The organism is Streptomyces sp. NPDC051913, assembly GCF_044593635.1.
Taxonomy (GTDB): Bacteria; Actinomycetota; Actinomycetes; order Streptomycetales; family Streptomycetaceae; genus Streptomyces.
In genome coordinates, this window is the sequence record NZ_JBIUCI010000001.1 from 214,897 (window position 1) to 240,186 (window position 25,290).

30 protein-coding genes are annotated in these 25,290 nt (G+C 70.3%); 15 read left to right on the plus strand and 15 right to left on the minus strand.

Annotation, left to right across the window (positions count from 1 at the left end; translation table 11 throughout):
* Positions 1–175 precede the first annotated feature (175 nt).
* From ACIHIX_RS00935 to ACIHIX_RS00950, 4 genes are all read right to left on the minus strand, one after another.
* Positions 176–748 carry a Clp protease N-terminal domain-containing protein gene (locus ACIHIX_RS00935; RefSeq protein ID WP_399948366.1) on the minus strand — a complete coding sequence of 191 codons (573 nt, stop codon included), beginning with the start codon at positions 746–748 and terminating at the stop codon, positions 176–178.
* Positions 748–957: an HTH domain-containing protein gene (locus tag ACIHIX_RS00940; protein WP_059192380.1), complete on the minus strand. Its 210-nt coding sequence runs from the start codon at positions 955–957 to the stop codon at positions 748–750. Before ACIHIX_RS00940 ends, ACIHIX_RS00935 begins: the two co-directional genes overlap by 1 nt.
* A 108-nt stretch (positions 958–1,065) precedes the next feature.
* Complete coding sequence (locus ACIHIX_RS00945; protein ID WP_399948368.1) at positions 1,066–2,031, minus strand: zinc-binding dehydrogenase; 966 nt, start codon at positions 2,029–2,031, stop codon at positions 1,066–1,068.
* Between the two features lie 165 nt (positions 2,032–2,196).
* Entirely contained in the window at positions 2,197–3,420 is a 1,224-nt protein-coding gene (locus ACIHIX_RS00950) for an NADP-dependent malic enzyme (RefSeq protein WP_399948370.1), read from the minus strand.
* 617 nt (positions 3,421–4,037) lie between these two features.
* Here ACIHIX_RS00950 and ACIHIX_RS00955 point away from each other — a divergent pair.
* The 3 genes from ACIHIX_RS00955 to ACIHIX_RS00965 are packed head-to-tail and all read left to right on the plus strand — an operon-like array spanning position 4,038 to position 6,758.
* On the plus strand, positions 4,038–5,003 hold the full coding sequence (locus ACIHIX_RS00955; protein WP_399948372.1) for an ABC transporter substrate-binding protein: 966 nt from the start codon (positions 4,038–4,040) through the stop codon (positions 5,001–5,003).
* Between the two features lie 31 nt (positions 5,004–5,034).
* Positions 5,035–6,000 carry an amino acid ABC transporter permease gene (locus tag ACIHIX_RS00960; RefSeq protein ID WP_399948374.1) on the plus strand — a complete coding sequence of 322 codons (966 nt, stop codon included), beginning with the start codon at positions 5,035–5,037 and terminating at the stop codon, positions 5,998–6,000.
* On the plus strand, positions 5,997–6,758 hold the full coding sequence (locus ACIHIX_RS00965) for an amino acid ABC transporter ATP-binding protein (protein WP_399948376.1): 762 nt from the start codon (positions 5,997–5,999) through the stop codon (positions 6,756–6,758). The genes ACIHIX_RS00960 and ACIHIX_RS00965 overlap by 4 nt, the downstream gene beginning before the upstream one ends.
* Positions 6,759–6,817: 59 nt before the next feature.
* Here ACIHIX_RS00965 and ACIHIX_RS00970 read toward each other — a convergent pair whose 3' ends face one another.
* On the minus strand, positions 6,818–7,582 hold the full coding sequence (locus ACIHIX_RS00970; protein ID WP_399948378.1) for a class I SAM-dependent methyltransferase: 765 nt from the start codon (positions 7,580–7,582) through the stop codon (positions 6,818–6,820).
* 87 nt (positions 7,583–7,669) lie between these two features.
* On the opposite strand from ACIHIX_RS00970, the gene ACIHIX_RS00975 reads away from it, so the two are divergent.
* Positions 7,670–8,320: a CGNR zinc finger domain-containing protein gene (locus tag ACIHIX_RS00975; protein WP_399948380.1), complete on the plus strand. Its 651-nt coding sequence runs from the start codon at positions 7,670–7,672 to the stop codon at positions 8,318–8,320.
* On the opposite strand, the gene sodX is transcribed toward ACIHIX_RS00975, so the two are convergent.
* Positions 8,203–8,640 carry a nickel-type superoxide dismutase maturation protease gene (sodX, locus tag ACIHIX_RS00980; RefSeq protein ID WP_399949991.1) on the minus strand — a complete coding sequence of 146 codons (438 nt, stop codon included), beginning with the start codon at positions 8,638–8,640 and terminating at the stop codon, positions 8,203–8,205. The two genes, ACIHIX_RS00975 and sodX, sit on opposite strands and share 118 nt — an antisense overlap.
* Positions 8,641–8,785: 145 nt before the next feature.
* Between sodX and sodN the strand changes: the two genes are divergently transcribed.
* The 5 genes from sodN to ACIHIX_RS01005 all read left to right on the plus strand — a co-directional run bounded on the left by sodN (position 8,786) and on the right by ACIHIX_RS01005 (position 13,136).
* Complete coding sequence (gene sodN / locus ACIHIX_RS00985) at positions 8,786–9,181, plus strand: superoxide dismutase, Ni (RefSeq protein WP_059192389.1); 396 nt, start codon at positions 8,786–8,788, stop codon at positions 9,179–9,181.
* A gap of 183 nt (positions 9,182–9,364) precedes the next feature.
* On the plus strand, positions 9,365–11,521 hold the full coding sequence (locus ACIHIX_RS00990; RefSeq protein WP_399948381.1) for an N-acetylmuramoyl-L-alanine amidase: 2,157 nt from the start codon (positions 9,365–9,367) through the stop codon (positions 11,519–11,521).
* A gap of 37 nt (positions 11,522–11,558) precedes the next feature.
* Positions 11,559–11,951 carry a helix-turn-helix transcriptional regulator gene (locus ACIHIX_RS00995; protein ID WP_329334842.1) on the plus strand — a complete coding sequence of 131 codons (393 nt, stop codon included), beginning with the start codon at positions 11,559–11,561 and terminating at the stop codon, positions 11,949–11,951.
* 27 nt (positions 11,952–11,978) lie between these two features.
* Positions 11,979–12,389 carry a VOC family protein gene (locus ACIHIX_RS01000; protein ID WP_399948382.1) on the plus strand — a complete coding sequence of 137 codons (411 nt, stop codon included), beginning with the start codon at positions 11,979–11,981 and terminating at the stop codon, positions 12,387–12,389.
* A 15-nt stretch (positions 12,390–12,404) separates the two neighbouring features.
* On the plus strand, positions 12,405–13,136 hold the full coding sequence (locus tag ACIHIX_RS01005; protein WP_399948383.1) for a VOC family protein: 732 nt from the start codon (positions 12,405–12,407) through the stop codon (positions 13,134–13,136).
* Here ACIHIX_RS01005 and ACIHIX_RS01010 read toward each other — a convergent pair.
* The 5 genes from ACIHIX_RS01010 to ACIHIX_RS01030 form a co-directional block, all read right to left on the minus strand.
* Positions 13,123–13,461, minus strand: a complete 339-nt coding sequence (locus ACIHIX_RS01010) for a DUF952 domain-containing protein (RefSeq protein WP_399948385.1) — start codon at positions 13,459–13,461, stop codon at positions 13,123–13,125. The genes ACIHIX_RS01005 and ACIHIX_RS01010 overlap by 14 nt on opposite strands.
* A 9-nt stretch (positions 13,462–13,470) precedes the next feature.
* Positions 13,471–14,676 carry an RNA polymerase sigma factor gene (locus ACIHIX_RS01015; protein WP_399948387.1) on the minus strand — a complete coding sequence of 402 codons (1,206 nt, stop codon included), beginning with the start codon at positions 14,674–14,676 and terminating at the stop codon, positions 13,471–13,473.
* Between the two features lie 5 nt (positions 14,677–14,681).
* On the minus strand, positions 14,682–15,095 hold the full coding sequence (locus tag ACIHIX_RS01020) for a YciI family protein (protein ID WP_399948389.1): 414 nt from the start codon (positions 15,093–15,095) through the stop codon (positions 14,682–14,684).
* A gap of 99 nt (positions 15,096–15,194) precedes the next feature.
* Positions 15,195–15,440, minus strand: coding sequence for a hypothetical protein (locus ACIHIX_RS01025; RefSeq protein ID WP_399948391.1), 246 nt, complete (start codon positions 15,438–15,440; stop codon positions 15,195–15,197).
* Positions 15,441–15,466: 26 nt separating this feature from the next.
* Positions 15,467–16,051 (minus strand): dihydrofolate reductase family protein, encoded by a 585-nt coding sequence (locus tag ACIHIX_RS01030; protein WP_399948393.1) that lies wholly within the window; start codon positions 16,049–16,051, stop codon positions 15,467–15,469.
* A 142-nt stretch (positions 16,052–16,193) separates the two neighbouring features.
* On the opposite strand from ACIHIX_RS01030, the gene ACIHIX_RS01035 reads away from it, so the two are divergent.
* On the plus strand, positions 16,194–16,784 hold the full coding sequence (locus ACIHIX_RS01035) for a TetR/AcrR family transcriptional regulator (RefSeq protein ID WP_399948395.1): 591 nt from the start codon (positions 16,194–16,196) through the stop codon (positions 16,782–16,784).
* Between the two features lie 18 nt (positions 16,785–16,802).
* Here ACIHIX_RS01035 and ACIHIX_RS01040 read toward each other — a convergent pair whose 3' ends face one another.
* A complete protein-coding gene (locus ACIHIX_RS01040; protein WP_399948397.1) occupies positions 16,803–17,417 on the minus strand; it encodes a GNAT family N-acetyltransferase in 615 nt (204 codons plus the stop codon).
* Between the two features lie 249 nt (positions 17,418–17,666).
* Entirely contained in the window at positions 17,667–19,073 is a 1,407-nt protein-coding gene (locus ACIHIX_RS01045) for a family 2B encapsulin nanocompartment shell protein (RefSeq protein ID WP_399948399.1), read from the minus strand.
* 301 nt (positions 19,074–19,374) lie between these two features.
* Here ACIHIX_RS01045 and ACIHIX_RS01050 point away from each other — a divergent pair, with 301 nt between their 5' ends.
* Positions 19,375–19,965 (plus strand): N-acetylmuramoyl-L-alanine amidase, encoded by a 591-nt coding sequence (locus ACIHIX_RS01050; RefSeq protein WP_399949994.1) that lies wholly within the window; start codon positions 19,375–19,377, stop codon positions 19,963–19,965.
* A 10-nt stretch (positions 19,966–19,975) separates the two neighbouring features.
* Positions 19,976–20,878 (plus strand): 1-aminocyclopropane-1-carboxylate deaminase/D-cysteine desulfhydrase, encoded by a 903-nt coding sequence (locus ACIHIX_RS01055; protein WP_399948401.1) that lies wholly within the window; start codon positions 19,976–19,978, stop codon positions 20,876–20,878.
* Positions 20,879–20,897: 19 nt separating this feature from the next.
* Here the strand turns inward: ACIHIX_RS01055 and ACIHIX_RS01060 are convergent, their stop codons facing one another.
* Positions 20,898–22,493, minus strand: coding sequence for a Na+/H+ antiporter (locus tag ACIHIX_RS01060; RefSeq protein WP_399948403.1), 1,596 nt, complete (start codon positions 22,491–22,493; stop codon positions 20,898–20,900).
* Between the two features lie 87 nt (positions 22,494–22,580).
* Here ACIHIX_RS01060 and ACIHIX_RS01065 point away from each other — a divergent pair, with 87 nt between their 5' ends.
* The 3 genes from ACIHIX_RS01065 (at position 22,581) to ACIHIX_RS01075 (ending at position 24,657) form a co-directional block, all read left to right on the plus strand.
* Positions 22,581–22,841 (plus strand): UBP-type zinc finger domain-containing protein, encoded by a 261-nt coding sequence (locus ACIHIX_RS01065; RefSeq protein ID WP_194079752.1) that lies wholly within the window; start codon positions 22,581–22,583, stop codon positions 22,839–22,841.
* A 281-nt stretch (positions 22,842–23,122) separates the two neighbouring features.
* A complete protein-coding gene (locus ACIHIX_RS01070; RefSeq protein ID WP_004925829.1) occupies positions 23,123–23,536 on the plus strand; it encodes an anti-sigma regulatory factor in 414 nt (137 codons plus the stop codon).
* Complete coding sequence (locus ACIHIX_RS01075) at positions 23,533–24,657, plus strand: RNA polymerase sigma factor SigF (RefSeq protein WP_399948406.1); 1,125 nt, start codon at positions 23,533–23,535, stop codon at positions 24,655–24,657. Before ACIHIX_RS01070 ends, ACIHIX_RS01075 begins: the two co-directional genes overlap by 4 nt.
* 45 nt (positions 24,658–24,702) lie before the next feature.
* On the opposite strand, the gene ACIHIX_RS01080 is transcribed toward ACIHIX_RS01075, so the two are convergent.
* A complete protein-coding gene (locus tag ACIHIX_RS01080; RefSeq protein WP_399948407.1) occupies positions 24,703–25,152 on the minus strand; it encodes a hypothetical protein in 450 nt (149 codons plus the stop codon).
* Between the last annotated feature and the right edge of the window lie 138 nt (positions 25,153–25,290).

The following is a 25,290-nucleotide window of genomic DNA, read 5'->3' on the forward strand; positions in this document are numbered from 1 at the left end:
CCACTGGGCCACTGGGCCGCTGAGCCACTGGGCCGCCAGCCACTAGCTCGCCGGACCACTGAGCCGCCGGACCGCCGGACCGCTTGCTCGCTGGACCGCCGGACCACTGAGCCGCCGGACCGCCAGCCACTGGCTCGCTGGATCGCCGGGCCGCTGAGCCTGCGAGCCGCTCGGCTCAGCCGGCCTTCGCCTCTCCCCCGCCGTAGAGGACACGGATCAGCGCCCCGTACGTGACCCCCTGATCGGCGAGGACCTCGGCGGGCACGCCGGGGCCCGAGGCGAGGGCCAGCAGGATGTGCTCGTCGCCGACATGCCGGTCCTTGCGGCCGACGGCGACGCGCAGAGCACGTACCAGCACGTCCTTGGCGCTCCGGCTGAACGGACGGCGCCCCGACCACCCCGACCACCGTCCCGCTCCCGGCCGGTCGCCGGACATCGCGCCGGCACCGTGCACCTCCTCCACCCGGGCGACGATCTCCGACACATCGATCCCGAGGCCGGCCAGCGCGTCGGTGTCGGCCTGGGACAGCCCGCCGCGGCGCCGGGCTTCATCAAGCGCCCGCCGTACCGAGTCGAGCCATCCCGCACCGCCGACCGAGGCGAGCGCGAACGACGCCCGGCCGCCCTCCCGGTCGAGCAGCGAGAGCAGCAGGTGCTCGGCGTCGACGGTCTCCGCCCCACCCCGCTCCGCATGCGCGACCGCACCGGTCACCACGGCACGGGCGTCCTTCGTGAACCGCTCGAACATCAATGCCTCCCGTACTTCTTGTGCACGGCCTGCCTGGTCACACCGAGTTCCGCGGCGATCTCCTGCCACGACCAGCCCTGGTTGCGCGCGCTGCGCACCTGCACGGACTCCAACTGCTCAAGGAGGCGGCGCAGTGCGGCGACGGCCCGCAGACCGACCCTGGGGTCGCGGTCGCCCGCGCGCTCGGCGAGATCCGTTGCTTCGGTCATGATGTCAACCTACGTTGACACACGGGTGATGTCAACCAGAGTTGACAACCCCGGCACGAGAAAGGCGGGCCCGGCCGACCGGACCCGCCTCCACCGTCTCCCGCGAACTCAGGCGTTCGTCAGCACGATCTTCCCGAACTGCTCCCCCGAGGCCAGCCGCTCGAAGCCCTCCCGGGCCCGGTCCAGCGGGAGTTCCTCGTCGATGACCGGACGGACCCCCGTCGCGGCACAGAAGGACAGCAGGTCCTCCAGCTCGTCCTTGGTGCCCATCGTGGAGCCGACGACCTTGAGTTCGAGGAAGAAGATCCGGGTCAGTTCGGCGTGCGAGGGGCGGTCGCCGCTGGTCGCGCCGGAGATGACGAGCGTGCCGCCCGGCTTCAGGGACTTCACCGAGTGGGACCAGGTGGCGGCGCCGACCGTCTCGATGACGGCGTCCACGCGCTGCGGCAGCCGCGCCCCGGACTCCACCGCCTCCACGGCGCCCAGCTCCAGCGCCCGCTTGCGCTTGGCCTCGTCACGGCTGGTGGCGAAGACCCGCAGGCCGGCCGCCTTGCCGAGCACGATCGCGGCCGTGGCGACCCCGCCGCCGGCGCCCTGGACGAGGACCGAGTCACCGGGCCGCACACCGGCGTTGGTGAAGAGCATCCGGTACGCCGTCAGCCAGGCCGTGGGCAGACAGGCGGCCTCCGCGAAGGAGAGCTCCTTGGGCTTGGGCAGCACGTTCCAGGTCGGCACGGCGACCTGCTCGGCGAACGTGCCCTGGTAGCGCTCGGTGAGGATGGAGCGCGGCTCCTTGGGACCGACGCCATGGCCGCTCTGGCCGATCACCGAGTGCAGGACGACCTCGTTGCCGTCCGCGTCGACACCGGCGGCGTCACACCCGAGGATCATCGGCAGCTTGTCCTCGGACAGGCCGACGCCCTTCAGGGACCAGAGGTCGTGATGGTTGAGGGAGGCGGCCTTGACGTCGATGACACTCCACCCCGAGCGGGCCTCGGGAGCCGGGCGCTCTCCCAACTCAAGGCCGGTCAGCGGCTGGTCACGGTCGATGCGGGCGGCGTAGGCGGCGAACATGAAGGTGACGATAGGGTCCGCGGCGTCCCGACGGAACCGTGGGGCGCTGTGACACACACCCTCTTGCCATCGCCCTCACCACCACCCGAACGGCCCCGCCCCCGAGTAAAGAAGTGACCCCGCCCGGCATTGAGCCGAACGGGGTCACCCGCACATTCACCCGCCTCAGCGGCGCGCCACGCCCTCCGCGCGAGCCGCGGCGGCGACCGCCGCGGTGACCGCCGGAGCGACCCGCTCGTCGAACGGGGACGGGATGACGTAGTCCGCGGCGAGGTCGTCGCCGACCACCGACGCCAGTGCCTCCGCCGCCGCGATCTTCATGCCCTCGGTGATCCGGGAGGCCCGCACCTGGAGCGCGCCGGCGAAGATGCCGGGGAACGCGAGGACGTTGTTGATCTGGTTCGGGAAGTCGGAACGACCCGTGGCCACGACCGCCGCGTACTTGTGCGCGACGTCGGGGTGCACCTCGGGGTTCGGGTTGGCCATGGCGAAGACGAACGCGCCCTCGGCCATCGACGCCACCGCCTCCTCGGCCACCGTGCCGCCGGAGACGCCGATGAAGACGTCGGCGCCGGCGAGGGCGTCCTCGAGGGAACCGGTCAGCCCGGCCTTGTTGGTGAAGGAGGCGACCTCGCGCTTGACGTCCGTCAGGTCCGCACGACCCGCCGAGATGACGCCCTTGCGGTCGGCCAGCGCCACATCCCCGATGCCGGCCTCGACCAGCATCTTGGCGATCGCGACACCGGCCGCGCCAGCGCCCGAGATGACCGCGCGGAGCTGCCCGATCTCCCGCCCGCTCAGCCGCGCCGCGTTGCGCAGCGCCGCCAGCGTGACGACGGCCGTGCCGTGCTGGTCGTCGTGGAAGATCGGGATGTCGAGGCGCTCCTGGAGGCGCTTCTCGATCTCGAAGCACCGCGGCGCCGAGATGTCCTCCAGGTTGACCCCGCCGAAGGAGGGAGCGAGGCGGACCACGGTCTCGACGATCTCGTCGACGTCCGTGCAGTCCAGCGCGATCGGCACCGCGTCCACGCCGCCGAACTGCTTGAAGAGGATGGCCTTGCCTTCCATGACCGGAAGGGAGGCCTCGGGCCCGATGTCACCGAGTCCGAGGACCGCCGTGCCGTCGGTCACGACGGCGACGACGGACGACTTCCACGTGTAGTCGTGGACGAGCTCGGGCTGCTCGGCGATGGCGCTGCACACCTTCGCCACGCCGGGCGTGTACGCGAGGGACAGGTCGTCCTTGTCACGGATCGGCACGGTGGCCTGCACTGCCATCTTGCCGCCGCGGTGCAGCGCGAACGCGGGGTCGAAGGAATCGAGGGGCTCCGCCCCTCCGTCCTGGCCCGTATCGCTGTCGCTGCGAGGATTGACGATCTCCGCTGCCACTTGTTCTACCCCTTAGATATTCATGGTTTGAGGGTGGCCACTCCTGGTTGAGAAGTGGGCGGGCACCGCGTACGGCCCTGTGTCGGTGATGCGTACGGGCCGTACACGACGGGCGCGCCGCACACGCGCCCTGAGCCCCGGATGAGGGGTGTAAAGAACCTTCTTACCGGACGGACGGCACCTGCGACGAGTCCAATACGTGCAAGGTCACATGACGGACCGCGCACATCACATATCGGTGACATGAATCATGAACAAATATGTGGACACACGCTCGACACCCTCTTGACAGCGAGTCGAGCCGCGGTTCACGCCGGGAGGTTGGCGCTCACATCGTGAGATGCGCCGGAGATCCTTCGGCCGGAAGGATGGATTCCCGCAAGAGGTGCCGTCATGATGTCCGACCTGATGCGGTTCGGGGGTAACCCGTTATCCGATTTTGACATGGCTGGCCCCCTGAATGGCGCAGTCCGAATGGCAAGATGCCGTAATCACACGAGGTCGCGGCACTCGAAGGCGTGTGCTCTCGTCGACCTAGGAAACCAAGGCCCCTGCCGACCCCATCGGCAGAAGCCCGCCCCATCGGCAACTCCACCCATCCGCCGGAGGAACCCACCATGACCGCAAGCTCCACCCGTCGTACGACCGCCGCCCGCTCCCGGCTCGCAGCGGTCGGCTCGATCGCGGTCGCAGGCGCCCTGATTCTCACCGGCTGCGGTGACCAGACGGACAGCGGCAACGACAGCGGCTCGAAGGAGAGCGCGTCCTCCAGCAAGGCGCCGCTCTTCGACAAGCTGCCCGCGGACATCCAGAAGGCCGGCGTCATCAAGGCCGGAACCAACGCCGAGTACGCGCCCATGGAGTACCAGGAGGGCGGCAAGATCGTCGGTGTCGACATCGACATCGCCAACGCCCTGGGCGAGCAGCTGGGCGTGGAGTTCAAGTTCACCTCCGGTTCCTTCGACGGCCTGATCACCGCCCTGAACTCGGGCCGCTACGACCTCGCGATGTCCTCCATGACGGACACCAAGCAGCGTCAGGAGGGCCTGGACGACAAGGGCAAGAAGCTCGGTCCGGGTGTCGACTTCGTCGACTACTTCAAGGCCGGCACCGCCGTCTACGTCGCCAAGGGCAACCCGAAGGGCATCAAGTCCATCGAGGACCTCTGCGGCCAGACCGCCGCCGTGCAGCGCGGCACGACGTACGAGGCCGCCCTCCAGGCGCAGTCCAAGGCCTGCACCAAGGACGGCAAGAAGAAGATCAACATCGAGTCGTTCGAGAACGACACCGAGGCCCAGACCCGTGTGAAGTCGGGCGGCGCCGTCGCCGGTGTCAACGACTACCCGGTCGCGGTGGACCTGGCCCGCAAGGCCGACGGCGGCAACGCCTTCGAGGTCGTCGGCGAGCAGGTCGACGCCGGTCCGTTCGGCATCGCCGTGAACAAGGACAACAAGGAGCTCACCTCCGCGCTGGAGGCGGCCGTCAACGCGATCATCGAGGACGGCACGTACAAGAAGATCCTCGACAAGTGGGGTGCCCAGTCCGGCGCCATCGACAAGGCCGTGATCAACGGCGGCAAGTGACGGACCTCAGCACCACTGAAGGGCAGTCACGGTGACTGACAAGTTCGAGAAGGAGCCGGCGGACGCGACGCCGCCGGTGTCCAAGGAGGCCTCCACCGCCTCCGTCGCCCCCGAGGCGATCAAGGCCGTCCCGGTGCGCCACTGGGGCCGCTACGTCAGCGCGGTCGTCGTGCTGGCGCTCGTCGGCCTGCTGGTCAACGCCTTCGCCACGGCCGACAAGATCCAGTGGTCCGCGGTCGGCGACTACGTCTTCGACAAGACGGTCCTCCAGGGTGCCGGCCGCACCCTGCTGATCAGCGTGCTCGCGATGATCATGGGCGTGGTCCTGGGCGTGATCCTGGCCGTCATGCGGCTCTCCAAGAACCCGGTGACGAGCTGGGTGGCCTGGGTCTACATCTGGTTCTTCCGCGGGACCCCGGTCTACGTCCAGCTCCTGCTCTGGTTCAACCTGGCGCTGATCTTCCCCATGCTGAATCTCGGTCCGATCTACAAGGACGAGATGGTCGACGTCATGACCCCGTTCATGGCCGCGCTCCTCGGCCTGGGTCTGAACGAGGCCGCGTACATGGCGGAGATCTGCCGCGCCGGTCTGCTGGCCGTCGACGAGGGCCAGACCGAGGCCTCGCACGCGCTCGGCATGAGCCACGCCAAGACGCTGCGCCGGATCGTGATCCCGCAGGCGATGCGGGTGATCGTGCCGCCGACCGGCAACGAGTTCATCAACATGCTCAAGACCTCGTCGCTGGTGTACGCGGTGACGTACAACGAACTCCTGCGCGCCACGTCGACGATCGGCTCCACGTCGTACGCCGTCATGGAGATGCTGTTCGTGGCGTGCATCTGGTACCTGGTCATGACCAGCGTGTTCAGCGTCTTCCAGTTCTACCTGGAGCGGCGCTTCGCCCGCGGCTCGTCCCGGAACCTGCCGCCCACACCGTGGCAGAAGATCAAGGTCAACATGATGGCCTTCAGCCGCGAGAGGGGTAACACGGCATGACCGCCATGGTGAAGTCCGAGGGCGTGCACAAGTCCTTCGGCCCGGTGCAAGTCCTCAAGGGCATCGACCTGGAGGTCAAGCAGGGCGAGGTGTTCTGCCTCATCGGCCCCTCCGGTTCCGGCAAGAGCACGTTCCTCCGGTGCATCAACCACCTGGAGAAGATCAACGCCGGTCGGCTGTACGTCGACGGCCAGCTCGTCGGCTACCGCCAGAAGGGCGACAAGCTCTACGAGCTCAAGGACAGCGAGGTCGCGCTCCAGCGCCGGGACATCGGCATGGTGTTCCAGCGGTTCAACCTGTTCCCGCACATGACGGCGCTGGAGAACGTCATGGAGGCCCCGATCCAGGTCAAGGGCGCGAGCCGGGCCCAGGCCAGGGAGCGGGCGGGCGAGCTCCTGGAGAAGGTGGGCCTCGCCGACAAGGCGAAGAACTACCCCTCGCAGCTCTCCGGCGGCCAGCAGCAGCGCGTCGCGATCGCCCGGGCCCTCGCCATGGACCCGAAGCTGATGCTGTTCGACGAGCCGACCTCGGCCCTCGACCCGGAGCTGGTCGGTGATGTCCTCGACGTCATGCGCGACCTCGCCGAGTCGGGCATGACGATGGTCGTCGTCACCCACGAGATGGGCTTCGCCCGCGAGGTCGGCGACAGCCTGGTCTTCATGGACGGCGGTGTGGTGGTCGAGTCCGGCAACCCCCGCGAGGTCCTGACCAACCCGCAGCACGAGCGGACGCAGGCGTTCCTGTCGAAGGTCCTGTAGCGGGTCGTACGACGACGAAGGGGCGGTACGGATTCCCGTACCGCCCCTTCGTCATATGGTCACTTGACCGCGAGCAGCAGCGTGTCCGACGGCGAGGCCCACACCGGCCGGGCCTCCCCGAAGCCCCGCTCCCGCAGCACGCGCGCGTGCCAGGCGGCGGAGGGCATCTCGCCGTCGGCGTGCTCGCCGTAGATCTCGAAGCGGCGGGCGGTCGGGCCGGCGAGGACCGGGTCCTGGGCGGCGACCTCCCACCACTCGGCCCAGTCGAGGGCGCCGTCCGCCTTGGCCTGATCCATGCGGGCGTGACGCTGGGCGCGCTCGGCCGCGTTGATCCGGGGCGTCGTCTCGTCGATCATGTGGTCCGCGTTCATGAAGACACCGCCGTCGCGGACGAGTTCCGCGACCTGACCGTAGAGGGCCGCGAGGGGTTCGCTGTGCAGCCAGTGCAGGGCCGTGGCGGTCAGGACCGCGTCGTACGCGTCGTACGGCAGCTTCGCCGGCCAGTGCGGGTCCTTGAGGTCGGCGGTCACGAAGGTGACCCGGTCGTCGCCCGCGAAGGTGCCCTCGGCGATGGCGAGGAGCGCCGGGTCGAGGTCGACGCCGGTGCTGGTGGCCTCCGGGAACCGGGCGAGCAGCCTGGCCGTGATACTTCCCGTGCCGCAGGCCAGGTCCAGCACGCGCGGGCGGGGTCCGACGAGGGCCTCGACCATGTCGAGCATGATCCGGAAGCGTTCCTCGCGGTCGGGCATGTACCACTCCTGCTGCCGGTCCCAGCTCTCCTGCCAGGCCTGCCAGTCGGTGTGGGTTCCGGTTCCGGTCGTCAAGGGATCCCCCTCTTCCTGTGCATACGTAATACCCTGGAAGCACGATCAGCTGTTACCGACCCTAGTTCACCCTCGTAAGGACTACAAGTGGAACTGGCCTATTACTCGGATTACGCCGTGCGGCTCGTCAACAGCGAGGACCCGGCCCGGGGCAAGGACACGCTGACCTCGGTCGAGGCCATCCGCGAGCTGTTCGGCGGCAGCCAGGAGGCGGCCCGGCGGGCCACCGACTCCGATGTCACCCGCTTCCGCTCGGTCCGCGGCCGGCTGCGCGCGGTCTTCGAGGCCGCCGACTCCGGCGACGAGAGCCTGGCGGTCAACCTGCTCAACGCGCTCCTGCTGGAGTTCCCGGTCAGCCCGCAGATCTCCGGGCACGACCACCGGGACGACAACGGCCGCCCGTTGTGGCACATGCACCTGGCCGACCACCCGTCCAACGTGACCGCCGGCTACGCGGCCATCGCCGCGATGGGGCTCGCCTTCCACCTCACCGAGTACGGCGTGGACCGCCTCGGCCTGTGCGAGGCAGCGCCCTGCCGCAACGCCTACCTCGACACCTCCACGAACCGCTCCCGGCGCTACTGCTCCGACCGCTGTGCGACCCGCGCCAACGTGGCCGCCTACCGCGCCCGCAAGCGCCTGGAGGCGGACCGGTCGGAGAAGACGGGCCTGGCCGCCGACAGCACCCAGCGGGCCAGCGCGAGCGGCGAGCGCCGGCCTGCCTCCGGCGGGCGGTAGCGGAAGCGGACCTTGCCGAGGATCAGGTCGTCGGGCACGACGCCGAAGTCATTGCTGTCGGAGGTCGCGCCCAGCGGGTTGTCGGCCAGCACCCACCAGCCCCCCGGCCGACGCTCCGCCGCCCGCTTCACCACGAGCAGGTTCTGCTGGAGGGGATGACGCAGCACGACGATGTCGCCGGACCGGACCCGGCCCGTGTAGCGGATCAGGAGCTGGTCCCCGTGATAGAGCGTGGGCACCATCGACGGTCCGGTCACCTCCACCCACCCGAAGGGCGGGAGCGGCGCTCCGTGTTCGGTCTCCTGCGACAGCTCCGGCATCCCCGGCACCTCCCCGGTACGTTCATCCACCAGTCTCAGTCTGACCCCGGACTTTTGTCCTAAGCCCATGGGGGCACTCGCGAAAACCCGTCTCGCAGGGAGTAATGTCCCACCTGAGAAGACGATCACGAGGAAGGAATGCTCCATGCTTTCCCGCCTGTTTGCCCCCAAGGTCAAGGTCAGCGCCCACTGCGACCTGCCCTGCGGCGTGTACGACCCGGCCCAGGCCCGCATCGAGGCGGAGTCGGTGAAGGCCGTCCAGGAAAAGATTGCCGCCAACGACGACCCGCACTTCCAGGCTCGCGCCACCGTCATCAAGGAGCAGCGCGCCGAGCTCGCGAAGCACCACGTGTCGGTGCTGTGGAGCGACTACTTCAAGCCCCCGCACTTCGAGAAGTACCCGGAGCTGCACCAGCTGGTCAACGACACCCTGAAGGCCCTCTCGGCCGCCAAGGCGTCCACCGACCCGGCCACCGGCCAGAAGGCGCTGGACTACATCGCCCAGATCGACAAGATCTTCTGGGAGACCAAGAAGGCCTGAGCCTCGCCAAGTCTCGCCGTACGGCGGCGCAGTGATGCAGATCACTGCGCCGCCGTCGTGCGTAACCGGGCGTGTTCATCCGGTTCTATGGCCTTTTGATCGTTTACGTTCCGCATACCTTTCCCTTGGCGTCACACCTGTGATGTCCCTGGGAACACTGCTGCGAAAGGTGTGCGCGTCGCGATGAGACGTCGTTGGTGGTGTGCGGCCGCGCTGACGGCGGCGACGGTGACCGGGGCACTGGTCGTCCAGGGCGTGCCCGGTGATTCGTCGGACAGCGCCGCGGACGACGGCAAGTCACGGCCCGTCAGAAGCACCGACCGCGCGGCCGAGCTGACCGTGGCCGCCGACGGCACCTCGGCCCGGCTCGCCCAGCGGGACACCGCGGACTTCAGCCTGCTCGGCCTCAGCTGGTCGGACCCGTCCGCGCGCGTGGCCGCGAGGATCGAGGCCCGCGCCCGGGACGCGAGGACCGGCACCTGGTCCCAGTGGCTGACGCTGGACACCGACAACGGGCCGGGCGAGGACGGAGCCACGCGCGGCGGTACGGAACCGGCCTGGGTCGGGCCCTCCGACGGCGTCGAGGTACGCGTGGACGGCAAGGCCTCCGCCAAGCTGCCCGCGGGCCTGCGCCTCGACATGATCGACCCCGGCTCCGCCACCGGCTCCGACGTGGAACCGGACGCCACCGCGTCGTCGACCGCCGCCACCCCGACGAACGGCTCCTCGCCGGGCACGGCCACGCCGTCACCCGCCGCCCCGGCCGCCGGTTCGGCCTCGGCGACGCCCACCGCGTCGGCCGGCGCCCCGGCGTCCACGGTCCCGCGGCCCGCGATCACCTCCCGGGCCGGCTGGGGCGCCGACGAGTCGATCAGCCCGCAGGAGCCGGAGTATCTGCCGAGCGGCAGGATCAAGGCGGTGACGGTCCATCACACCGTCGGCTCCAACGCCTACACGTGCGCCGAGGCCCCGGCCGTCGTCCGCGGCATCTACGCGTACCACGTGAAGACACTGGGCTGGAGGGACATCGGCTACAACTTCCTGGTCGACAAGTGCGGCACCGTCTACGAGGGCCGCAAGGGAGGCGTCGACCAGCCGGTGCTGGGCGCGCACACCTACGGCTTCAACACGCAGACGGCCGGCGTCTCCGTCCTCGGCACCTACACGGACACCGCCCCGAGCACGGCGGCGATGACCTCCGTCGCCCGGATCGCCGCGTGGAAGCTGGGCCTGTACGGCGTCGACCCGAACGGCACGACCACGCTGACGGCCGGCGCGACCGGGGGGAACTTCTCGGGCAAGACCTGGGCGCTGGGCACCCGGCTGGAGTTCCCGACGATCATCGGCCACCGCGACGGCTTCAACACCGAGTGCCCCGGCACCGCCTTCTACGCCGAGCTGCCGACGATCCGCTCCTGGGCCGCGGGCCCGGTCACCGGCCTCGCCCTGAAGTCGGTCACCGGTTCGGGCACGGTCGGCTCGACGGCGTACACCAATGCCTCGGTCACCCTGAACTGGTCGATCACCAGCCCGGCCGCCTTCGTCTCCCGGTACGAGGTGCTGGTCGACGGCGAGGTGGCCGCCACCACCGCCGGCACCGCCACCTCGGCCAAGGTCACGCTGGCCGTGGGGACGCACAAGGTCGCCGTACGGGCCGTCCACCAGTCCGGCAGGTCGACCACTTCCGCGACGGCCACGGTCGTCGCGGAGACCACCGCGCCCACGTTCTCCAGCAAGCCCGCCCCCGCCCTTCGCACCGGCACGGTGAGCGCCACGGCCGTCCCCCTCACCCTGAAGTGGAAGGCCACGGACTCGGCCGCGCTGAAGGAGGTCAGACTGACCGCCCCGGCCACCGCGACCTACGGCCCCACGACGACCAGCACCCTCCAGAACGCCAGGTCCGGTACGGCCACCACCTGGTCGCTGAAGGCCTACGACCAGGCCGGCAACACCGCCACGGCCTCGGTCAGCGGCACCCCGGTGATCCTCCAGGAGACCTCGGCGACCAGGTCCGGCACCTGGAGCGCCAAGTCCTCGTACAGCTACCTGGGCGGCAAGTCGTACACCAGCAGGACCAGGAACTCCTCGCTCAGCTGGACGTTCACCGGCCGTTCGGCGGCCTGGGTGGTCTCGCGGACCTCGGCCTCGGGGCAGGCGTACGTCTACGTGGACGGCACGAAGGTCGCCACCGTCGATCTGAGGTCGACGACGACCTCGTACCGGAACGCGATCTGGGCGAAGACCTGGTCGAGCAGTGGCAAGCACACCGTCAAGATCGTGGTCGCCGCCACCAGTGGCCGTCCGACGGTGACGACGGACGGCCTGGTGTACCTGAAGTGAGCTGACCGCGCCCGCACGACCGTGCGATGCTGGCCGGGTGAACCGTGAGGATCTGGTGCGACTGCGCAAGGCCCGTGACCGTATGGACCGCGAGTACACCGAGCCGCTCGACATGGCGGCCCTCGCGGGCACCGCGCTGATGTCCCCGGGCCACTTCCAGCGCAGCTTCAAGGACGCCTACGGAGAGACCCCGTACGGCTATCTCATGACCCGCCGCGTCGAGCGCGCGAAGATGCTGCTGCGCCGCGGTGACCTCACCGTCACCGAGGTGTGCATGGCCGTCGGCTGTACGTCCCTCGGCTCGTTCAGCTCCCGTTTCACCGAGCTCGTGGGCGAGACACCGAGCTCCTACCGGGCCCGGTCGCACGAGGAGAGCGCGGAGATCCCGCCCTGTGTGGTGCGGGCGTACACCCGGCCGAGACGGGCGTGAGGACGGTGTCGGCCATAGGTTGGCCCCATGGACCTGAGACTCCACACCTGTTTCATCGCCGTCGACGACCACGACAAGGCGATCGCCTTCTACTGCGACGTCCTGGGCCTTGAGGTCCGCAACGACGTCAAGTACGAGGGGATGCGCTGGACGACCGTCGGGTCACCGCTGCAACCGGACGTGTCGATCGTCCTGGAGCCGCCGGCCGCCAACCCCGACCTCTCCCCCGCCGACCGGGACGTGATGGAGCAGCTGCTGGCCAAGGGCGTGCTGCGCGGGGTCAACTTCACCACCGCCGACTGCGACGCCCTCTTCGCCCGCGTCCAGGAGTCCGGCGCCGAGGTGCTCCAGGAGCCGACGGACATGCCGTACGGCGTGCGCGACTGCGCGTTCCGTGACCCCGCCGGAAATATGCTGCGGTTCATGCAGGCCCCCTGACCTACGATCCCCGGCATGAGCATCCGCTGGACGTACGCCTTCATCGACCGCCCCGCCGAACTCGTCGCCCGCGCCCATGAGTTCTGGACGACGGTCACGGACACGCGACTCTCCCCGTTCCGGGGCGAGTTCGTGACCCTGATGCCGTCCGGCGCCGACCCGTGCGTCAAGGTGCAGGGCGTCGACTCGGGCGCGGGTGGGGCGCACCTGGACTTCTGCGTGGACGGCGTACCGGAGTTCGTGCGCTCGGCGCTCCGGCTCGGGGCGTCGACGGCCGCCGAGCACGAGGGGTGGTCCGTACTGCGGTCCCCCGCCGGGCAGTTGTTCTGCGTGGTGCCCTGGCACGGCGAGTCCGTCCGCCCGCCCGTGGTCGACGGCTCCCGCCTCGACCAGGTCTGCCTGGACCTCGCGCCTTCGGCCTACGACACCGAAGTGGCTTTCTGGACCGCCCTGTTGCCCGAGTGGCGGTCCCGCGCCGGTTCCCTCCCCGAGTTCCACGTCCTCGCGCCACCACCCGGTCTCCCGGTCCGTATCCTCCTCCAGCGCCTCGGCGAGGACCGCCCCGTCTCCGCCCACTTGGACCTGGCCTGCGCCGACATCGAGGCGACTCGGCTGCGGCACGAGAAGCTGGGCGCCGAGACCGTCGCCCACGGCCGGCACTGGACGGTGCTGCGCGACCCGGCCGGCGGCACGTACTGCCTGACCGGCCGGGACCCCGAGACCGGCGGGCTGCCTAGCGCGGGGTGACCTCCCACGGCTCCACGTCGACCACGGCGTCCACCGCGAGCGGCCCATAGATGTGCGGGAACTCGTCGGCTCCGGGCTCCGGGGCCTCCCACTTCAGGGGAACTCCGAGCCGGTCGGGATCGATGACCAGCAGCACCAGTTCGTCGGGACCGTCGTAGGAGCCGTACAGGAAGGCCGCGACCTTGGGGAGCTGGGCGCGGGTCGAGCAGTGGATGAAGCCCTCCTGCTGAAGGGTCTTGCCACGGGTCGACATCTCGTACGTTCCCCGGGCGCGGGCTTCCTCCCAGAGGGAGCGTTCGGTGAGGTGCACGATGCGTTGGGACATGCCGCCACGCTACGGCCTCAGCCGGGCGGCCCGCCTCCGCAGATACCGCTGCTCGGGCAGGCTCAGGGTCTGCGCGGCGGCCGACTCGTAGGCGGCGCGGGCCTCGTCGTACGACCCGGCGCGCTCCAGCAGGTGCGCCCGTACGGCGTCCCGGCGATGCCCCAACCCGCCCTCCAGCGCGTCCAGTTCCGCGAGGCCCGCCGCCGGCCCGTGGACCATGGCGACGGCGACCGTGCGGTTGAGGCGTTCGACGGGGCCGGGGACGAGGCGGACCAGGAGGTCGTAGAGGCCGAGGATCTCCCGCCAGTCGGTGGTGTCCGCGGACGGCGCCTCGTCGTGGACGGCGGCGATGGCCGCGCGCAGTTGGTAGGGGCCGGCCGGGCCGTGCGCGAGGGCCGCGGTGATCAGGGCGACGCCCTCCTCGATCGCGGCCTTGTCCCAGCGCTCACGGTCCTGTTCGTCGAGGGGCACGAGGTCGCCGTCCGGGTCGGTGCGGGCCTCGCGGCGGGCGTCGGTGAGCAGCATCAGGGCCAGCAGCCCGGTCACCTCGCCGGTGCCGGGGAGCAGCCGGTGGACCGCGCGGGTCAGCCGGACGGCCTCACCGGCGAGGTCACGGCGTTGCAGGGCCGGTCCGGAGGTCGCCGTATAGCCCTCGTTGAAGATCAGATACAGGGTCTGCAGGACGGCCGGCAGCCGTGCCTCCCAGTGGTCCGGCCGCCCGAAGGACACGCCCCGCACCTTCTGCTTGGCGCGGCTGATCCGCTGCGCCATGGTCGCCTCGGGCACCAGGTACGCGCGGGCGATCTCGGCCGTCGTGAGGCCGCCGACCGCGCGCAGGGTGAGGGCGATCTGGGCGGGCTGGGGCAGGTCGGGGTGGCAGCACAGGAAGAGCAGGGTGAGGGTGTCGTCCTCGCGCGGTGCCCGGTCCGGGCCGGATGCCAGCCGCTCGCCGAGCGCCGCCGCCCGCTCCTCCCGCGCCCGCCGGGCGTCCTCCGCCCGCAGCACGTCCACGAGCCGCCGCGAGGCCACCCGGATCAGCCAGCCGCGCGGGTTGTCCGGGATCCCGGCCGCGGGCCACTGCCCGGCCGCGGCGAGCAGCGCTTCCTGTACGGCGTCCTCGGCGGCGTCGAAACGGCCGTACCGCCTGATCAGCGCGCCGAGGACCTGCGGCGCGTGCAGGCGCAGCAGGTCCTCGACCTCGGTCGTCCCTCGCACGGGGCTCAGATGTCGCCGGCGCCGTCCAGGATGGGACGGATCACCACCGCGTAGACGGGCGCGCCCTCGGGCTGCGGGCAGCGGGTGACCCGGTCGGCGATCTCGGTGACCCGCTCCAGGCTCGCGCAGTCCAGCACCCAGTAGCCGGCCATCAGCTCCTTGGTCTCGCTGTACGGCCCGTCGGTGATCACGGCCTTGCCGTCCGCGCCGAGCGTGACGTGACGGATCTTCGCGGGCTCGGCCAGGCCCTGTGCGTCGATGAACTCACCGGTCTCGGCGAGGTCGTCGTTGATCGCGGACATGTGGGCGTACATCGCCTGGATCTCGCCCTCGTTCCAGGCGGGAGAGTTCTCGGAGGCCTTGCCGCGCATGGCCTCGTAGTCCTGCTGCGTGCCCTGCACCATCATCAGGTACTTCATGGGTCCGCTCCCTCGGCTCCGGCCGCGCCTTCCGTGGGCGGCTTCTCATCGGGGACGTCGGAGCCGGGCCGGGGTTCTCGACAGTTTCACGACACGGGTTCAGGAGTTCGTTCCGGCGGATCCTCCGCCGACCTGGCCGGCGGACTTCCCTGCCGCCTTCCCCGCCGCCCTCCTCGCCCGCTCGTCGTCGGGCTCGATGCCCTCCTCGGCGTACGCCGCGCAGTCCGGATTGCGACAGGGCCCTGCCAACCAGACCGGGACCCACGCGCCCAGCGTCTTGTGACGGTGGACGACTGTTTCGACAGGCTGTCCGCAGACGGGACAGACGCGTTCTTCGCTGCCCATGCCTTCAGGGTAGGGCGGCCCGGGCGTCAGCGCTTCCTGCTGTACGCGCGCACGACGACGCCGTTCTTGAAAACGCGGACCTCGTCGAGGGCGAACTCGGCGACCGAGAAGCCGGCGGCGAACATCGGCATGCCGGTGCCGAGGGCGACCGGGTAGGTCTTGATGACGAGCTCGTCGATCTCGTCGCGCAGTTGGCCGGCGAGCTGTGCGCCGCCGCAGAGGTAGATCCCCAGCTCGCCTTCCTCCGCCTTGAGTTCGCGGACCTTTCCGAGCGGGTCGGCGGCGACGATCTCGACGTGCGGGTCGGGCGACTCGGTGAGGGTGCGGGAGGCGACGTACTGGCGCAGATGGTCGTACGGGCTGGTGAAGCCCTCCTTCAGGCCGACGTCGTAGCTGCCGCGGCCCTGGATGACGGTGTCGAACCGCCTGGGCGGCAGGTCGTGGACGCCGAGGGCCCTGCGGCCGTGGGCGGCCATGGTCTCCGGGTACTCGGCGGTGAGGAACGCGATGAACTCCTCGTCGACGAACGGGTACATGAAGGAGGCGTCGCCGCTCTCGTCGCCGATGAAGCCGTCGATCGAACAGGCGACGAAGTACGTGAGCTTTCGCAAGCTGGTCTCTTTTCGTAGGCTGCGCTCTGTCGTGAGAACCACTCCAGATGTAGTGCTTCATTTGTAGTACTTCACTTGTAGTGGTTGCAAGGGTTTTTCCGTGCGTGGGTGGAAGTACTGGAAAGAGGAGAGGTGATTCCGCATGGCCGGCAATCCGGAGCGGCGGGCGGCGCTGGTCGACGCCGGGGTCACGGTGCTCGCCCGGGAGGGGGCGCGGGGGCTGACGTTCCGCGCGGTGGACGCCGAGGCCGGGGTGCCGGTGGGCACGGCCTCCAACTACTTCACCGGGCGCGACGAGCTGCTGCGGCAGATCGACGCGCGGCTGCATGTGCGGCTGGCGCCCGATCCCGAGGTGCTCGCCGGGCTGCTGGCGAGACCGAAGGACCGGGCGCTGGTGACGGCGTTCATGCATGACCTGATGTCCCGCGCGACCGCCGACCGCACCGGCTATCTGGCCCTCCTGGAGATGCGCCTGGAGGCCACCCGCCGCCCCGACCTCCGGCAGTCCTACACCCGCTCGGTACGCGCCGACCTGGAGCAGGGCATGGAGTTCCACCGCGCCGCGGGGCTGCCCGGCGGCGACGAGACGGTCACCGTCCTCTATCTCGCGATGCTCGGCCTGCTCCTGGAACATCTGACCCTGCCCGGCGTACTGGAGGGGGTACTGCCGGGGGTGGGGGTACCGGAGGGCCTGGTGGAACGGATCGTGGAGACGGTGGTACCGGAGGGGTGAGGGGTGACGGCCGCTCGGTCAGGGGCGGGGTTCGCGCCACATCGGCCACATCCGGGGGCCGTCGGGGAGGTCCAGTGGGCGGTTCTGGAGGGCGAAGCCGAGGCGTTCGTAGAGGACGCGGCTGCGGGCGCTGCTGGCCTCCAGGTAGGCGGGCAGCCCTTCACGGTCGCAGCGGTCGAGGACGGAGCCGATGAGGGCGGTACCGAGGCCCTCACCCTGGCGGTCGGGGCTCACGCCGATCATCCAGAGGTACTCGTGGGCGCGGCCGACGGGGTGGATGTCCTCCGTGAGCCGGGCGATCAGCTCGATCCGCTCGTTGGCGGGGTCGATGCTCGCGCGCATCCGGGCGGGGCCGTCGTCACCCTCGCCTTCCATGTCACCGCCCTCGCCGTGCGCCTCGGCCGGCATCGGGAGCCACAGCGCGCAGGCCGCGCCGTCCTCGGCGATGTCGATGCGGCCGTCGGCCAGCACGATGTCGGTGAAGGCCGCCATGAGCTTGTGGTGGGTGGCGCGGCGGTACTCCTCGCCCGGGAAGACCCAGCGGCTGACGGGGTCGTTCTGGAAGGCCCTGTCCAGCAGCCGTACGACCAGATCGCGGTCGTCCTGGCCCGCCGCCCGTATCGCCCCACCCATGGTCCGCCCCTTTTTCTCAACTGGCCGAGATCGTCCGGCCGTTGACTCTATCGGGGAGGGTGTGGCGGGCGCGCCGAAGGGGCGGGGCCCGCACGCCGTGGGGATGTGCGGGACCCGCCGGACCGGAGCCCCTCGGGGCCGTGCGGGGTCAGGAGCCGCGCGGCCCCGGGGGTTCCGGGGTCTGGGGTCGGACGCCTGAGTCCGCCGCGCCGTGTCACGTACTCCGCGAGGTCCAGCAGTGGAGCGGGGTCAGCGCCAGCGGCCGATCTCGACGTTCTCCAGGACGCCGAGCGCGTCCGGTACGAGGACCGCCGCGGAGTAGTAGGCGGTCACGAGGTACTTGATGATCGCCTGTTCGTTGATGCCCATGAACCTGACGGACAGGCTCGGCTCGATCTCGTCCGGGATGCCGGCCTGCTGGAGTCCGATGACGCCCTGCTCGGCCTCACCGGTACGCATGGCGATGATCGAGGTCGTACGGGCCTCGGTGACCGGGATCTTGTTGCACGGGTAGATCGGGATCCCGCGCCAGGTCGGGATGCGGTTGCCGCCGACGTCGATGGTCTCGGGGACGAGTCCGCGCTTGTTGAACTCACGCCCGATCGCGGAGATCGCGCGCGGATGGGCGAGCAGCAGCTTGGTGCCGCGCCGCCGGCTGAGGAGTTCGTCCAGGTCGTCGGGGCTGGGCACACCGTCGTGCGGCTGGAGGCGCTGGTCGTACTCGCAGTTGTGGAGCAGTCCGAACTCACGGTTGTTGACCAGCTCGTGCTCCTGGCGTTCCTTCAACGCCTCGACGGTCAGCCGGAGCTGGTGCTCGGTCTGGTTCATCGGCTGGTTGTAGAGGTCGGCGACGCGGGAGTGGATGCGCAGGACGGTCTGGGCGACGCTCAGTTCGTACTCGCGCGGCCGGGCCTCGTAGTCGACGAAGGTGTGCGGGATGTCCGGCTCACCGCTGTGGCCCGCCGCGAGCGCGATCTCCTTCTCGCCGTATTTGTTGGTGCTCTGCTCCGGGATCGAGCGCAGCTCCTGGAGGTGCTCGCGCAGGGTGTCGGTGCGCTCGGCGACCTGGTCGACATCGCCCCGCGCCAGGACCAGCACCGTGCAGGCGGTGACCGCGCGGGCGGTGTACTCCCAGATGGCGTCGGGGTCGAGCAGGGCCTGGTCGCCGAAGTAGGCGCCGTCGGCGAGGACTCCGAGCACGGCGTCGTCGCCGTAGGGGCCCGTGCCGATCTTCTCCACCTTGCCGTGCGCCAGCAGATAGACCTCGTCGGCCTGGCTGCCGAAGGAGGCGATCACGTCGCCCGGCGCGAACTCACGCTGCTGGCAGCGCCGGGCGAGTTCGCCGAGCACCTCCTCGTCCTCGTACGACCTGAGTGCCGGCAGTTCGCCCAGCTCGGCCGGGATGACCTCGACGCGGTCGCCCGTCTTGACGAAGGTGACCCGGCCGTCCCCCACGGCGTAGGTCAGTCGGCGGTTGACGCGGTACGTACCACCCTGGACGTTCACCCATGGCAGCGTGCGCAGCAGCCAGCGGGAGCTGATCTCCTGCATCTGGGGTGCGGACTTGGTCGTGGTGGCCAGGTTCCGCGCGGCTGCCGTACCGAGACTCTGCTGCGGACGGCCCTGCTCCGCACGGACCTCTTCGCCTACCGACATATGAGAAACGCCCTCCCGTACATGCCCGGGCGCCGGTCTGCGCCGGGGCATCTGTACGCGCAAGCCTTCCTCACGGAGCGTGGCGGTGGTATTACCCGAAAGAGGGGGACTGGATCTTCGATTGCTGGGCATTGATGCAGCTCTCGCACATGCGTACTTTTCCGGTCGACTCCACGGCCTTTGTCCGAAACGGCTCGCACGCCGTACGAACAAGGAGTCCCGGCCGTCCGCTTTCGGTACAAGCACCGTGACGAGACGTCCGCGGCAGGCGGCCGTCGCCGCGCAGGTGAAGGAGGCGGCCATGGCCCCACCCATGTCCGCGGCGGATTTCCTGGACGCCCTGAGGGACGAGGGCGTCACCGTCGTAGAGGTCGGCGACTGGAGACATCACAACCGCAACCACAAGGGCCCGTGGGGTCCGGTGCACGGGGTGATGATCCACCACACGGTCACGCAGGGCAGCGAACACACGGTCGAACTCTGCCGCGACGGCTACGCGGAGCTCCCCGGCCCGCTCTGCCACGGCGTCATCACCAAGGACGGCCGGGTCCACCTGGTCGGCTACGGCCGCGCCAACCACGCCGGCCTCGGCGACGACGACGTCCTCCGCGCGGTGATCGCCGAGAAGCGCCTCCCGCCGGACAACGAGGCGAACACCGACGGCAACCGTCACTTCTACGGCTTCGAGTGCGAGAACCTCGGCGACGGCCACGACCCCTGGCCGGACGCCCAGCTGGAGGCGATCGAACGGGTGGCCGCCGCGATCTGCCGCCACCACGGCTGGACGGAGCGGTCGGTCATCGGCCACCTGGAGTGGCAGCCCGGCAAGGTGGATCCCCGCGGTTTCACCATGGCGTCGATGCGGGAGCGCATCGCAGACCGCCTCCGGTGACAATGGGGGTGTGACCGGCCTCGACCTCGCCTCTCTGCGCCCTCGGCTCCCGTCGCCGCTGCGGGAGATCGAGGACGACCGCTGGTCCCGCCACGGCGTCCGCCTGCTCCTCAAGCGCGACGACCTGATCCACCCGGACCTGGTCGGCAACAAGTGGCGCAAGCTGGCCCCGAACCTGGCCGCCGCGGCCGGCCGCCCCCTCCTGACCTTCGGCGGCGCCTACTCCAACCACCTCCGCGCCACAGCCGCCGCCGGCCGTCTGCTCGGCCTCCCGACGGTGGGGGTCGTACGCGGCGACGAACTGGCGGACCGGCCCCTCAACCCGTCCCTGGCCCGCTGCGTGTCCGACGGCATGCGTCTGCACTTCGTCGACAGATCGACGTACCGCCGCAAAGGCGAGCCGCCGGCGCTCGGGGAGATCCTGCGCTCGGCGGGGGCGGAGGACGCGTACGTCGTCCCCGAGGGCGGCAGCAACACCCTCGCGGTACGAGGGTGTCGGGCGCTCGGCGAGGAGCTGCGGGACCGGGCGGAGGTGGTCGCGGTCGCGTGCGGCACCGGAGGCACGTTCGCGGGGCTGGCGGCGGGACTGGGGGCGGGGCAGCGGGCCCTGGGAATACCGGTGCTCAAGGGGGGTTTCCTGACCGCCGACATACGGGGCCTCCAGGAGGCCGCCTTCGGGGAACCCCGCGGTGACTGGTCCCTCGACGACCGCTTCCACTTCGGCGGCTACGCCCGCACGACCCCCGAACTCGACGCCTTCGCGAAGGACTTCGAGGACCGGCACGGAGTGGCGGTGGAACGTCTCTATGTCGCCAAGTTGCTGTACGGACTTGTCACCCTGGCCGGGGAAGGGGCGTTCCCGCCCGGTGCCCGGGTGGCCGCGGTGATCACCGGGGCCCCGTTCGCGGACTGACCCGGCCGTCGCCTCCGGCTCACTCCGCCTCCCGGTAAGCCGCCGCCTCCTCCAGGTCCAGCCGGCGCAGCAAGGTGCGCAGCATCTCGTCGTCGATGTAGCGGCCGTCCCGGAGTTTCACGAAGACCGTGCGCTCGGCGCTGATCATTTCGCGGGAGAGGCGGCGGTAGGTGTCGTCGACGGTTTCGCCGGTCACCGGGTTGACCGCGCCGAGACGCTCCCAGACGGCGTTGCGGCGGCGCTCCAGGACGGTGCGGAGGCGGTCGGCGAGCGGGGGCGGGAGAGCGTTGCGTTCGTCGGACAGCAGCTCGTCCAGGCGGCGTTCGGCGGCCCGGGAGGCCTGCGCCTGGGCGTTGGCCTCGGCGAGGGTCTCGGCCTGGGCGTCACGGCCGGGGAGCTTGAGGAGGCGGATGAGCGGGGGCAGGGTGACGCCCTGGACCACGAGCGTGCCGATGACGGTCGTGAAGGTGAGGAAGAGGATCAGGTTGCGGCCGGGGAAGGGCTCACCGCCGTCCAGCTGCTCGGGGATGGAGAAGGCGATGGCCAGAGAGACCACGCCGCGCATGCCGGCCCAGGCGATCACGAACGGGGCCTTCCAGGTGGGGTTCTCCTCGCGTTCCCTGATCCGCGCGGACAGGGCGCGCGGGAGGAACGTCGCCGGATAGACCCAGATGAACCGGGAGGCGACGACCACGAGGAAGACGGCGAGCGCGTACCAGGCGGCGCTGACCCCCTCGTACTCCCCAAGGCCCTTGAGGACGACCGGCAACTGGAGTCCGATCAGCGCGAACACCGACGATTCGAGAACGAAGGCAACCATTTTCCACACGGCGTCCTCCTGGAGGCGCGTCGCGAAGTCGACCTCCCACGCGCGGTGTCCGAGGAAGAGCGCCACCACGACGACCGCGAGGACCCCGGAGGCGTGGAACTGCTCGGCGGCCGCGTACGCGACGAAGGGGATCAGGAGGGAGAGGGTGTTCTGGAGGAGGGGCTCCTTCAGGTGGGTGCGCAGCCAGTGGATCGGCACCATCAGGACCAGGCCGACCACCACACCGCCGATCGCCGCGAGCAGGAACTCGCCGATGCCGCCCACCCAGGACGCGCCCTCGCCGACCGCCGCCGCGAGGGCGACCCGGTAGGCGGTGATCGCGGTCGCGTCGTTCACCAGGGACTCGCCCTGGAGGATCGTGGTGATCCGGGAGGGCAGTCCGACCCGGCGGGCCACCGCCGTCGCCGCGACCGCGTCCGGCGGCGCCACCACCGCGCCAAGTACGAGCGCCCCGGTCAGCGACAGGCCCGGCACGATCCGGTACGCGGCCCAGCCCACCACGAGGGTCGCGAACAGCACGTACCCGACGGACAGCAACGCCACCGGCCGCAGTTGTGCCCGCAGGTCGAGGTACGAGCTGTCGGTGGCCGCCGAGTGCAGCAGCGGGGGCAGGACCAAAGGCAGGACCACATCCGGGTCGAGCGTGTATTCAGGGACCCCTGGGACGTACGAGAAGACCAGCCCGGCGGCGACCAGCAGCAGCGGCGCCGGCACCGGGGTGCGCCGGGCCGCCGCGGCGATCGCGGCGCTCCCCGCCACCAGCAACAGCAGTGGCATCACGTCCATGACCCTCGCCCGCCCTCGTCCATCGTCATCCGCCCCGCCGTCGATTTTCCGCGCGGCCGTCCGCACACCCGTCGTAACCTGGCAATCATGAAACAGTGCACGCACGCCGACGCGCTGCCGCACCCGGAACCCGCTCCGCTCAACGACACATGTCCCGAGTGTCTGCGCGACGGTACCCACCCGGTGCAGCTGCGGCTCTGCCTCACCTGCGGTCATGTCGGCTGCTGCGACTCCTCGCCCGGCAGACACGCCACCACGCACTACAAGGAGTCCGGCCACCCGATCATGCGCACGTTCGAGCCCGGTGAGGACTGGCGCTGGTGCTTCGAGGACCACGTTCTCGTGTGACCGGGTCCGGGTCGCGACCAGGCCGGTACCGACTCCGTTTCCGGACGGTTCGACGGTCTGACGTCTGGGTACGTCAACCCGGCGCGCGTTCTTCCCAATTGGAGCCGCAGACCCCTAGACACGGAGCGTGTCCACAGTTTTACTGTGAGTGACGGCAAGGGGTCGGGGTCCCGGGGACAGGAAAGTTGAGAGCGCGATAGCGTCACCGCTGAACCACACTTCGCGTTACTCCGGGGGGCGACCCTCGGCCCCGAAAAGCTTGTACCACCTTGGAGGTGAGGGTGTCCCAGATCGCAGGCGAGCCCGCGACCCAGGACTTCGTGGAAGTCCGGCTGCCGGCTGCGGGTGCCTACCTGTCGGTGCTGCGTACGGCGACTGCCGGCCTCGCGGCCCGTTTGGACTTCACCCTCGACGAGATCGAGGACCTGCGCATCGCGGTGGACGAGGCCTGCGCGATCCTGCTCCAGCAGGCCGTGCCCGGCTCGGTGCTCAGTTGCGTCTTCCGCCTCGTCGACGACTCGCTCGAGGTCACCGTCTCGGCGCCGACCACGGACGGTCATGCCCCTTCGCGGGACACCTTCGCCTGGACCGTGCTGTCCGCGCTCGCGGGCAAGGTCTCCTCCGCGGTGGACGAGGACAAAACCGTTTCGATCAGCCTCTACAAACAGCGCGGCGCGGGACCCGGGCCGGCGTGAGGACAGGGGACGGGCCGGTGCGTGACGAAGAGCGCGGCACACGGGAGCTGCCGGCCGAGGGCACAGGCGGGTCCCGACACACGGGGGATTCCATCGACGGCGCTGTCGATGCGGCCGGAGTCGCCGGCATCCCCGAACAGGCCCGGCCGCATCCGGAGGACGGCTCCCCCGGGGCCGGCTTCCTGGACGACGGGCAGCGGGATCAGGAAGGTGCCGTGCGGAGCACGCCTCTGGACGGACGGATCGGGGTCTCCCCTGTCCGAGCGGAGACGCCGGCTCGGGGAAGGGCGACGGGCAGGACGATGAGCGAGCACGAGCGAGACGATCAGCAGGGCGAGCAGAGCGGCCAGGCCACCCAGCATCACCCTCAGGACCGCAGCGGAGCGCGCGCGCTGTTCATCGAACTGCGCAAGCTGCAGGACGGCAGCCCGGAGTACGCGGAGCTGCGCAACCGGCTGGTCCGGATGCATCTGCCGCTCGTCGAGCACCTCGCGCGCCGCTTCCGCAACCGTGGCGAGCCGCTGGACGACCTCACCCAGGTCGCCACCATCGGCCTGATCAAGTCGGTCGACCGCTTCGATCCGGAGCGCGGCGTCGAGTTCTCGACGTACGCGACCCCGACGGTCGTCGGCGAGATCAAGCGGCACTTCCGCGACAAGGGCTGGGCGGTCCGCGTCCCGCGCAGGCTTCAGGAGCTGCGCCTCGCGCTGACGACGGCCACCGCCGAGCTCTCCCAGCAGCACGGCCGCTCCCCGACCGTGCACGAGCTGGCCGAGAAGCTGGCCATCTCGGAGGAGGAGGTCCTGGAGGGCCTGGAGTCGGCGAACGCCTACTCGACCCTCTCGCTGGACGTCCCCGACACCGACGACGAGTCCCCGGCGGTCGCCGACACCCTCGGCGCCGAGGACGAGGCGCTGGAGGGCGTCGAGTACCGCGAGTCCCTCAAGCCACTCCTGGAGGACCTGCCGCCGCGGGAGAAACGGATCCTGCTGCTGCGCTTCTTCGGCAACATGACCCAGTCGCAGATCGCGCAGGAGGTCGGCATCTCCCAGATGCACGTCTCCCGTCTGCTGGCCCGCACCCTGGCCCAGCTGCGGGAGAAGCTCCTCGTGGAGGAGTGACGGTCCGGTCCGGGTTCTCCGGCGCCCGTGACGCCGTACGACCGACTACCGCTCCCCGTCCTGTGCGCGACCCGGCCCCTTGATCCCGAGGGCCTGGGTCGTCGCCGGGTTGACGAGCAGGACCAGCGCGGTCACCGCGACGACCGCGAGCGCGATGCCCGCCGGGATCGCCATGCTGTCGGCCTGGAGCAGGTTGTAGGCCACCGGCAGCGCCAGGATCTGGGTGATGACGGCGGGCCCCCGGCTCCAGCTCCGCAGCGCGAGCAGACCGCGCGCGGCGAGCAGCGGCAGCAGGGCGAGGACCACGAGCGTGATACCGCCGGTGACAGCGGTCTGCCGGTCGTCGGGGTCGCCGGTGAAGCCCTCCACGAGCATCCAGACCCCGCCGACGACGAGCGCGAGCCCCTCCAGTGCGGCCAGGGCGGCGGCGTAGATCAGGCGCCGCGGGCGCGGTCCTGCGGTTTCCTCGGGGGCTGGCGTCTGCTCTCTGGTCACCCCTGAAGGGTATCCGTCGCCCCTCCGGCTCCCCCGGCCAGGCGGGGCGACGCACCGCCGCTCGCCGGGGTTGCCCGGCCCGCCCGTGGCAAGATTCACGCACCGAAGTCTTACGTGATCCCTACCTCGGCCTGTGCC

Coding starts and splice junctions, on each gene's coding strand:
- ACIHIX_RS00935 (WP_399948366.1), bottom strand. CDS start 748: ATGTTCGAGCGGTTCACGAAGGACGCCCGTGCCGTGGTGACCGGTGCG.
- ACIHIX_RS00940 (WP_059192380.1), bottom strand. CDS start 957: ATGACCGAAGCAACGGATCTCGCCGAGCGCGCGGGCGACCGCGACCCC.
- ACIHIX_RS00945 (WP_399948368.1), bottom strand. CDS start 2,031: ATGTTCGCCGCCTACGCCGCCCGCATCGACCGTGACCAGCCGCTGACC.
- ACIHIX_RS00955 (WP_399948372.1), top strand. CDS start 4,038: ATGACCGCAAGCTCCACCCGTCGTACGACCGCCGCCCGCTCCCGGCTC.
- ACIHIX_RS00965 (WP_399948376.1), top strand. CDS start 5,997: ATGACCGCCATGGTGAAGTCCGAGGGCGTGCACAAGTCCTTCGGCCCG.
- sodX (WP_399949991.1), bottom strand. CDS start 8,640: ATGCCGGAGCTGTCGCAGGAGACCGAACACGGAGCGCCGCTCCCGCCC.
- sodN (WP_059192389.1), top strand. CDS start 8,786: ATGCTTTCCCGCCTGTTTGCCCCCAAGGTCAAGGTCAGCGCCCACTGC.
- ACIHIX_RS00990 (WP_399948381.1), top strand. CDS start 9,365: ATGAGACGTCGTTGGTGGTGTGCGGCCGCGCTGACGGCGGCGACGGTG.
- ACIHIX_RS01000 (WP_399948382.1), top strand. CDS start 11,979: ATGGACCTGAGACTCCACACCTGTTTCATCGCCGTCGACGACCACGAC.
- ACIHIX_RS01005 (WP_399948383.1), top strand. CDS start 12,405: ATGAGCATCCGCTGGACGTACGCCTTCATCGACCGCCCCGCCGAACTC.
- ACIHIX_RS01010 (WP_399948385.1), bottom strand. CDS start 13,461: ATGTCCCAACGCATCGTGCACCTCACCGAACGCTCCCTCTGGGAGGAA.
- ACIHIX_RS01020 (WP_399948389.1), bottom strand. CDS start 15,095: ATGAAGTACCTGATGATGGTGCAGGGCACGCAGCAGGACTACGAGGCC.
- ACIHIX_RS01025 (WP_399948391.1), bottom strand. CDS start 15,440: ATGGGCAGCGAAGAACGCGTCTGTCCCGTCTGCGGACAGCCTGTCGAA.
- ACIHIX_RS01035 (WP_399948395.1), top strand. CDS start 16,194: ATGGCCGGCAATCCGGAGCGGCGGGCGGCGCTGGTCGACGCCGGGGTC.
- ACIHIX_RS01040 (WP_399948397.1), bottom strand. CDS start 17,417: ATGGGTGGGGCGATACGGGCGGCGGGCCAGGACGACCGCGATCTGGTC.
- ACIHIX_RS01045 (WP_399948399.1), bottom strand. CDS start 19,073: ATGTCGGTAGGCGAAGAGGTCCGTGCGGAGCAGGGCCGTCCGCAGCAG.
- ACIHIX_RS01050 (WP_399949994.1), top strand. CDS start 19,375: ATGGCCCCACCCATGTCCGCGGCGGATTTCCTGGACGCCCTGAGGGAC.
- ACIHIX_RS01060 (WP_399948403.1), bottom strand. CDS start 22,493: ATGGACGTGATGCCACTGCTGTTGCTGGTGGCGGGGAGCGCCGCGATC.
- ACIHIX_RS01065 (WP_194079752.1), top strand. CDS start 22,581: ATGAAACAGTGCACGCACGCCGACGCGCTGCCGCACCCGGAACCCGCT.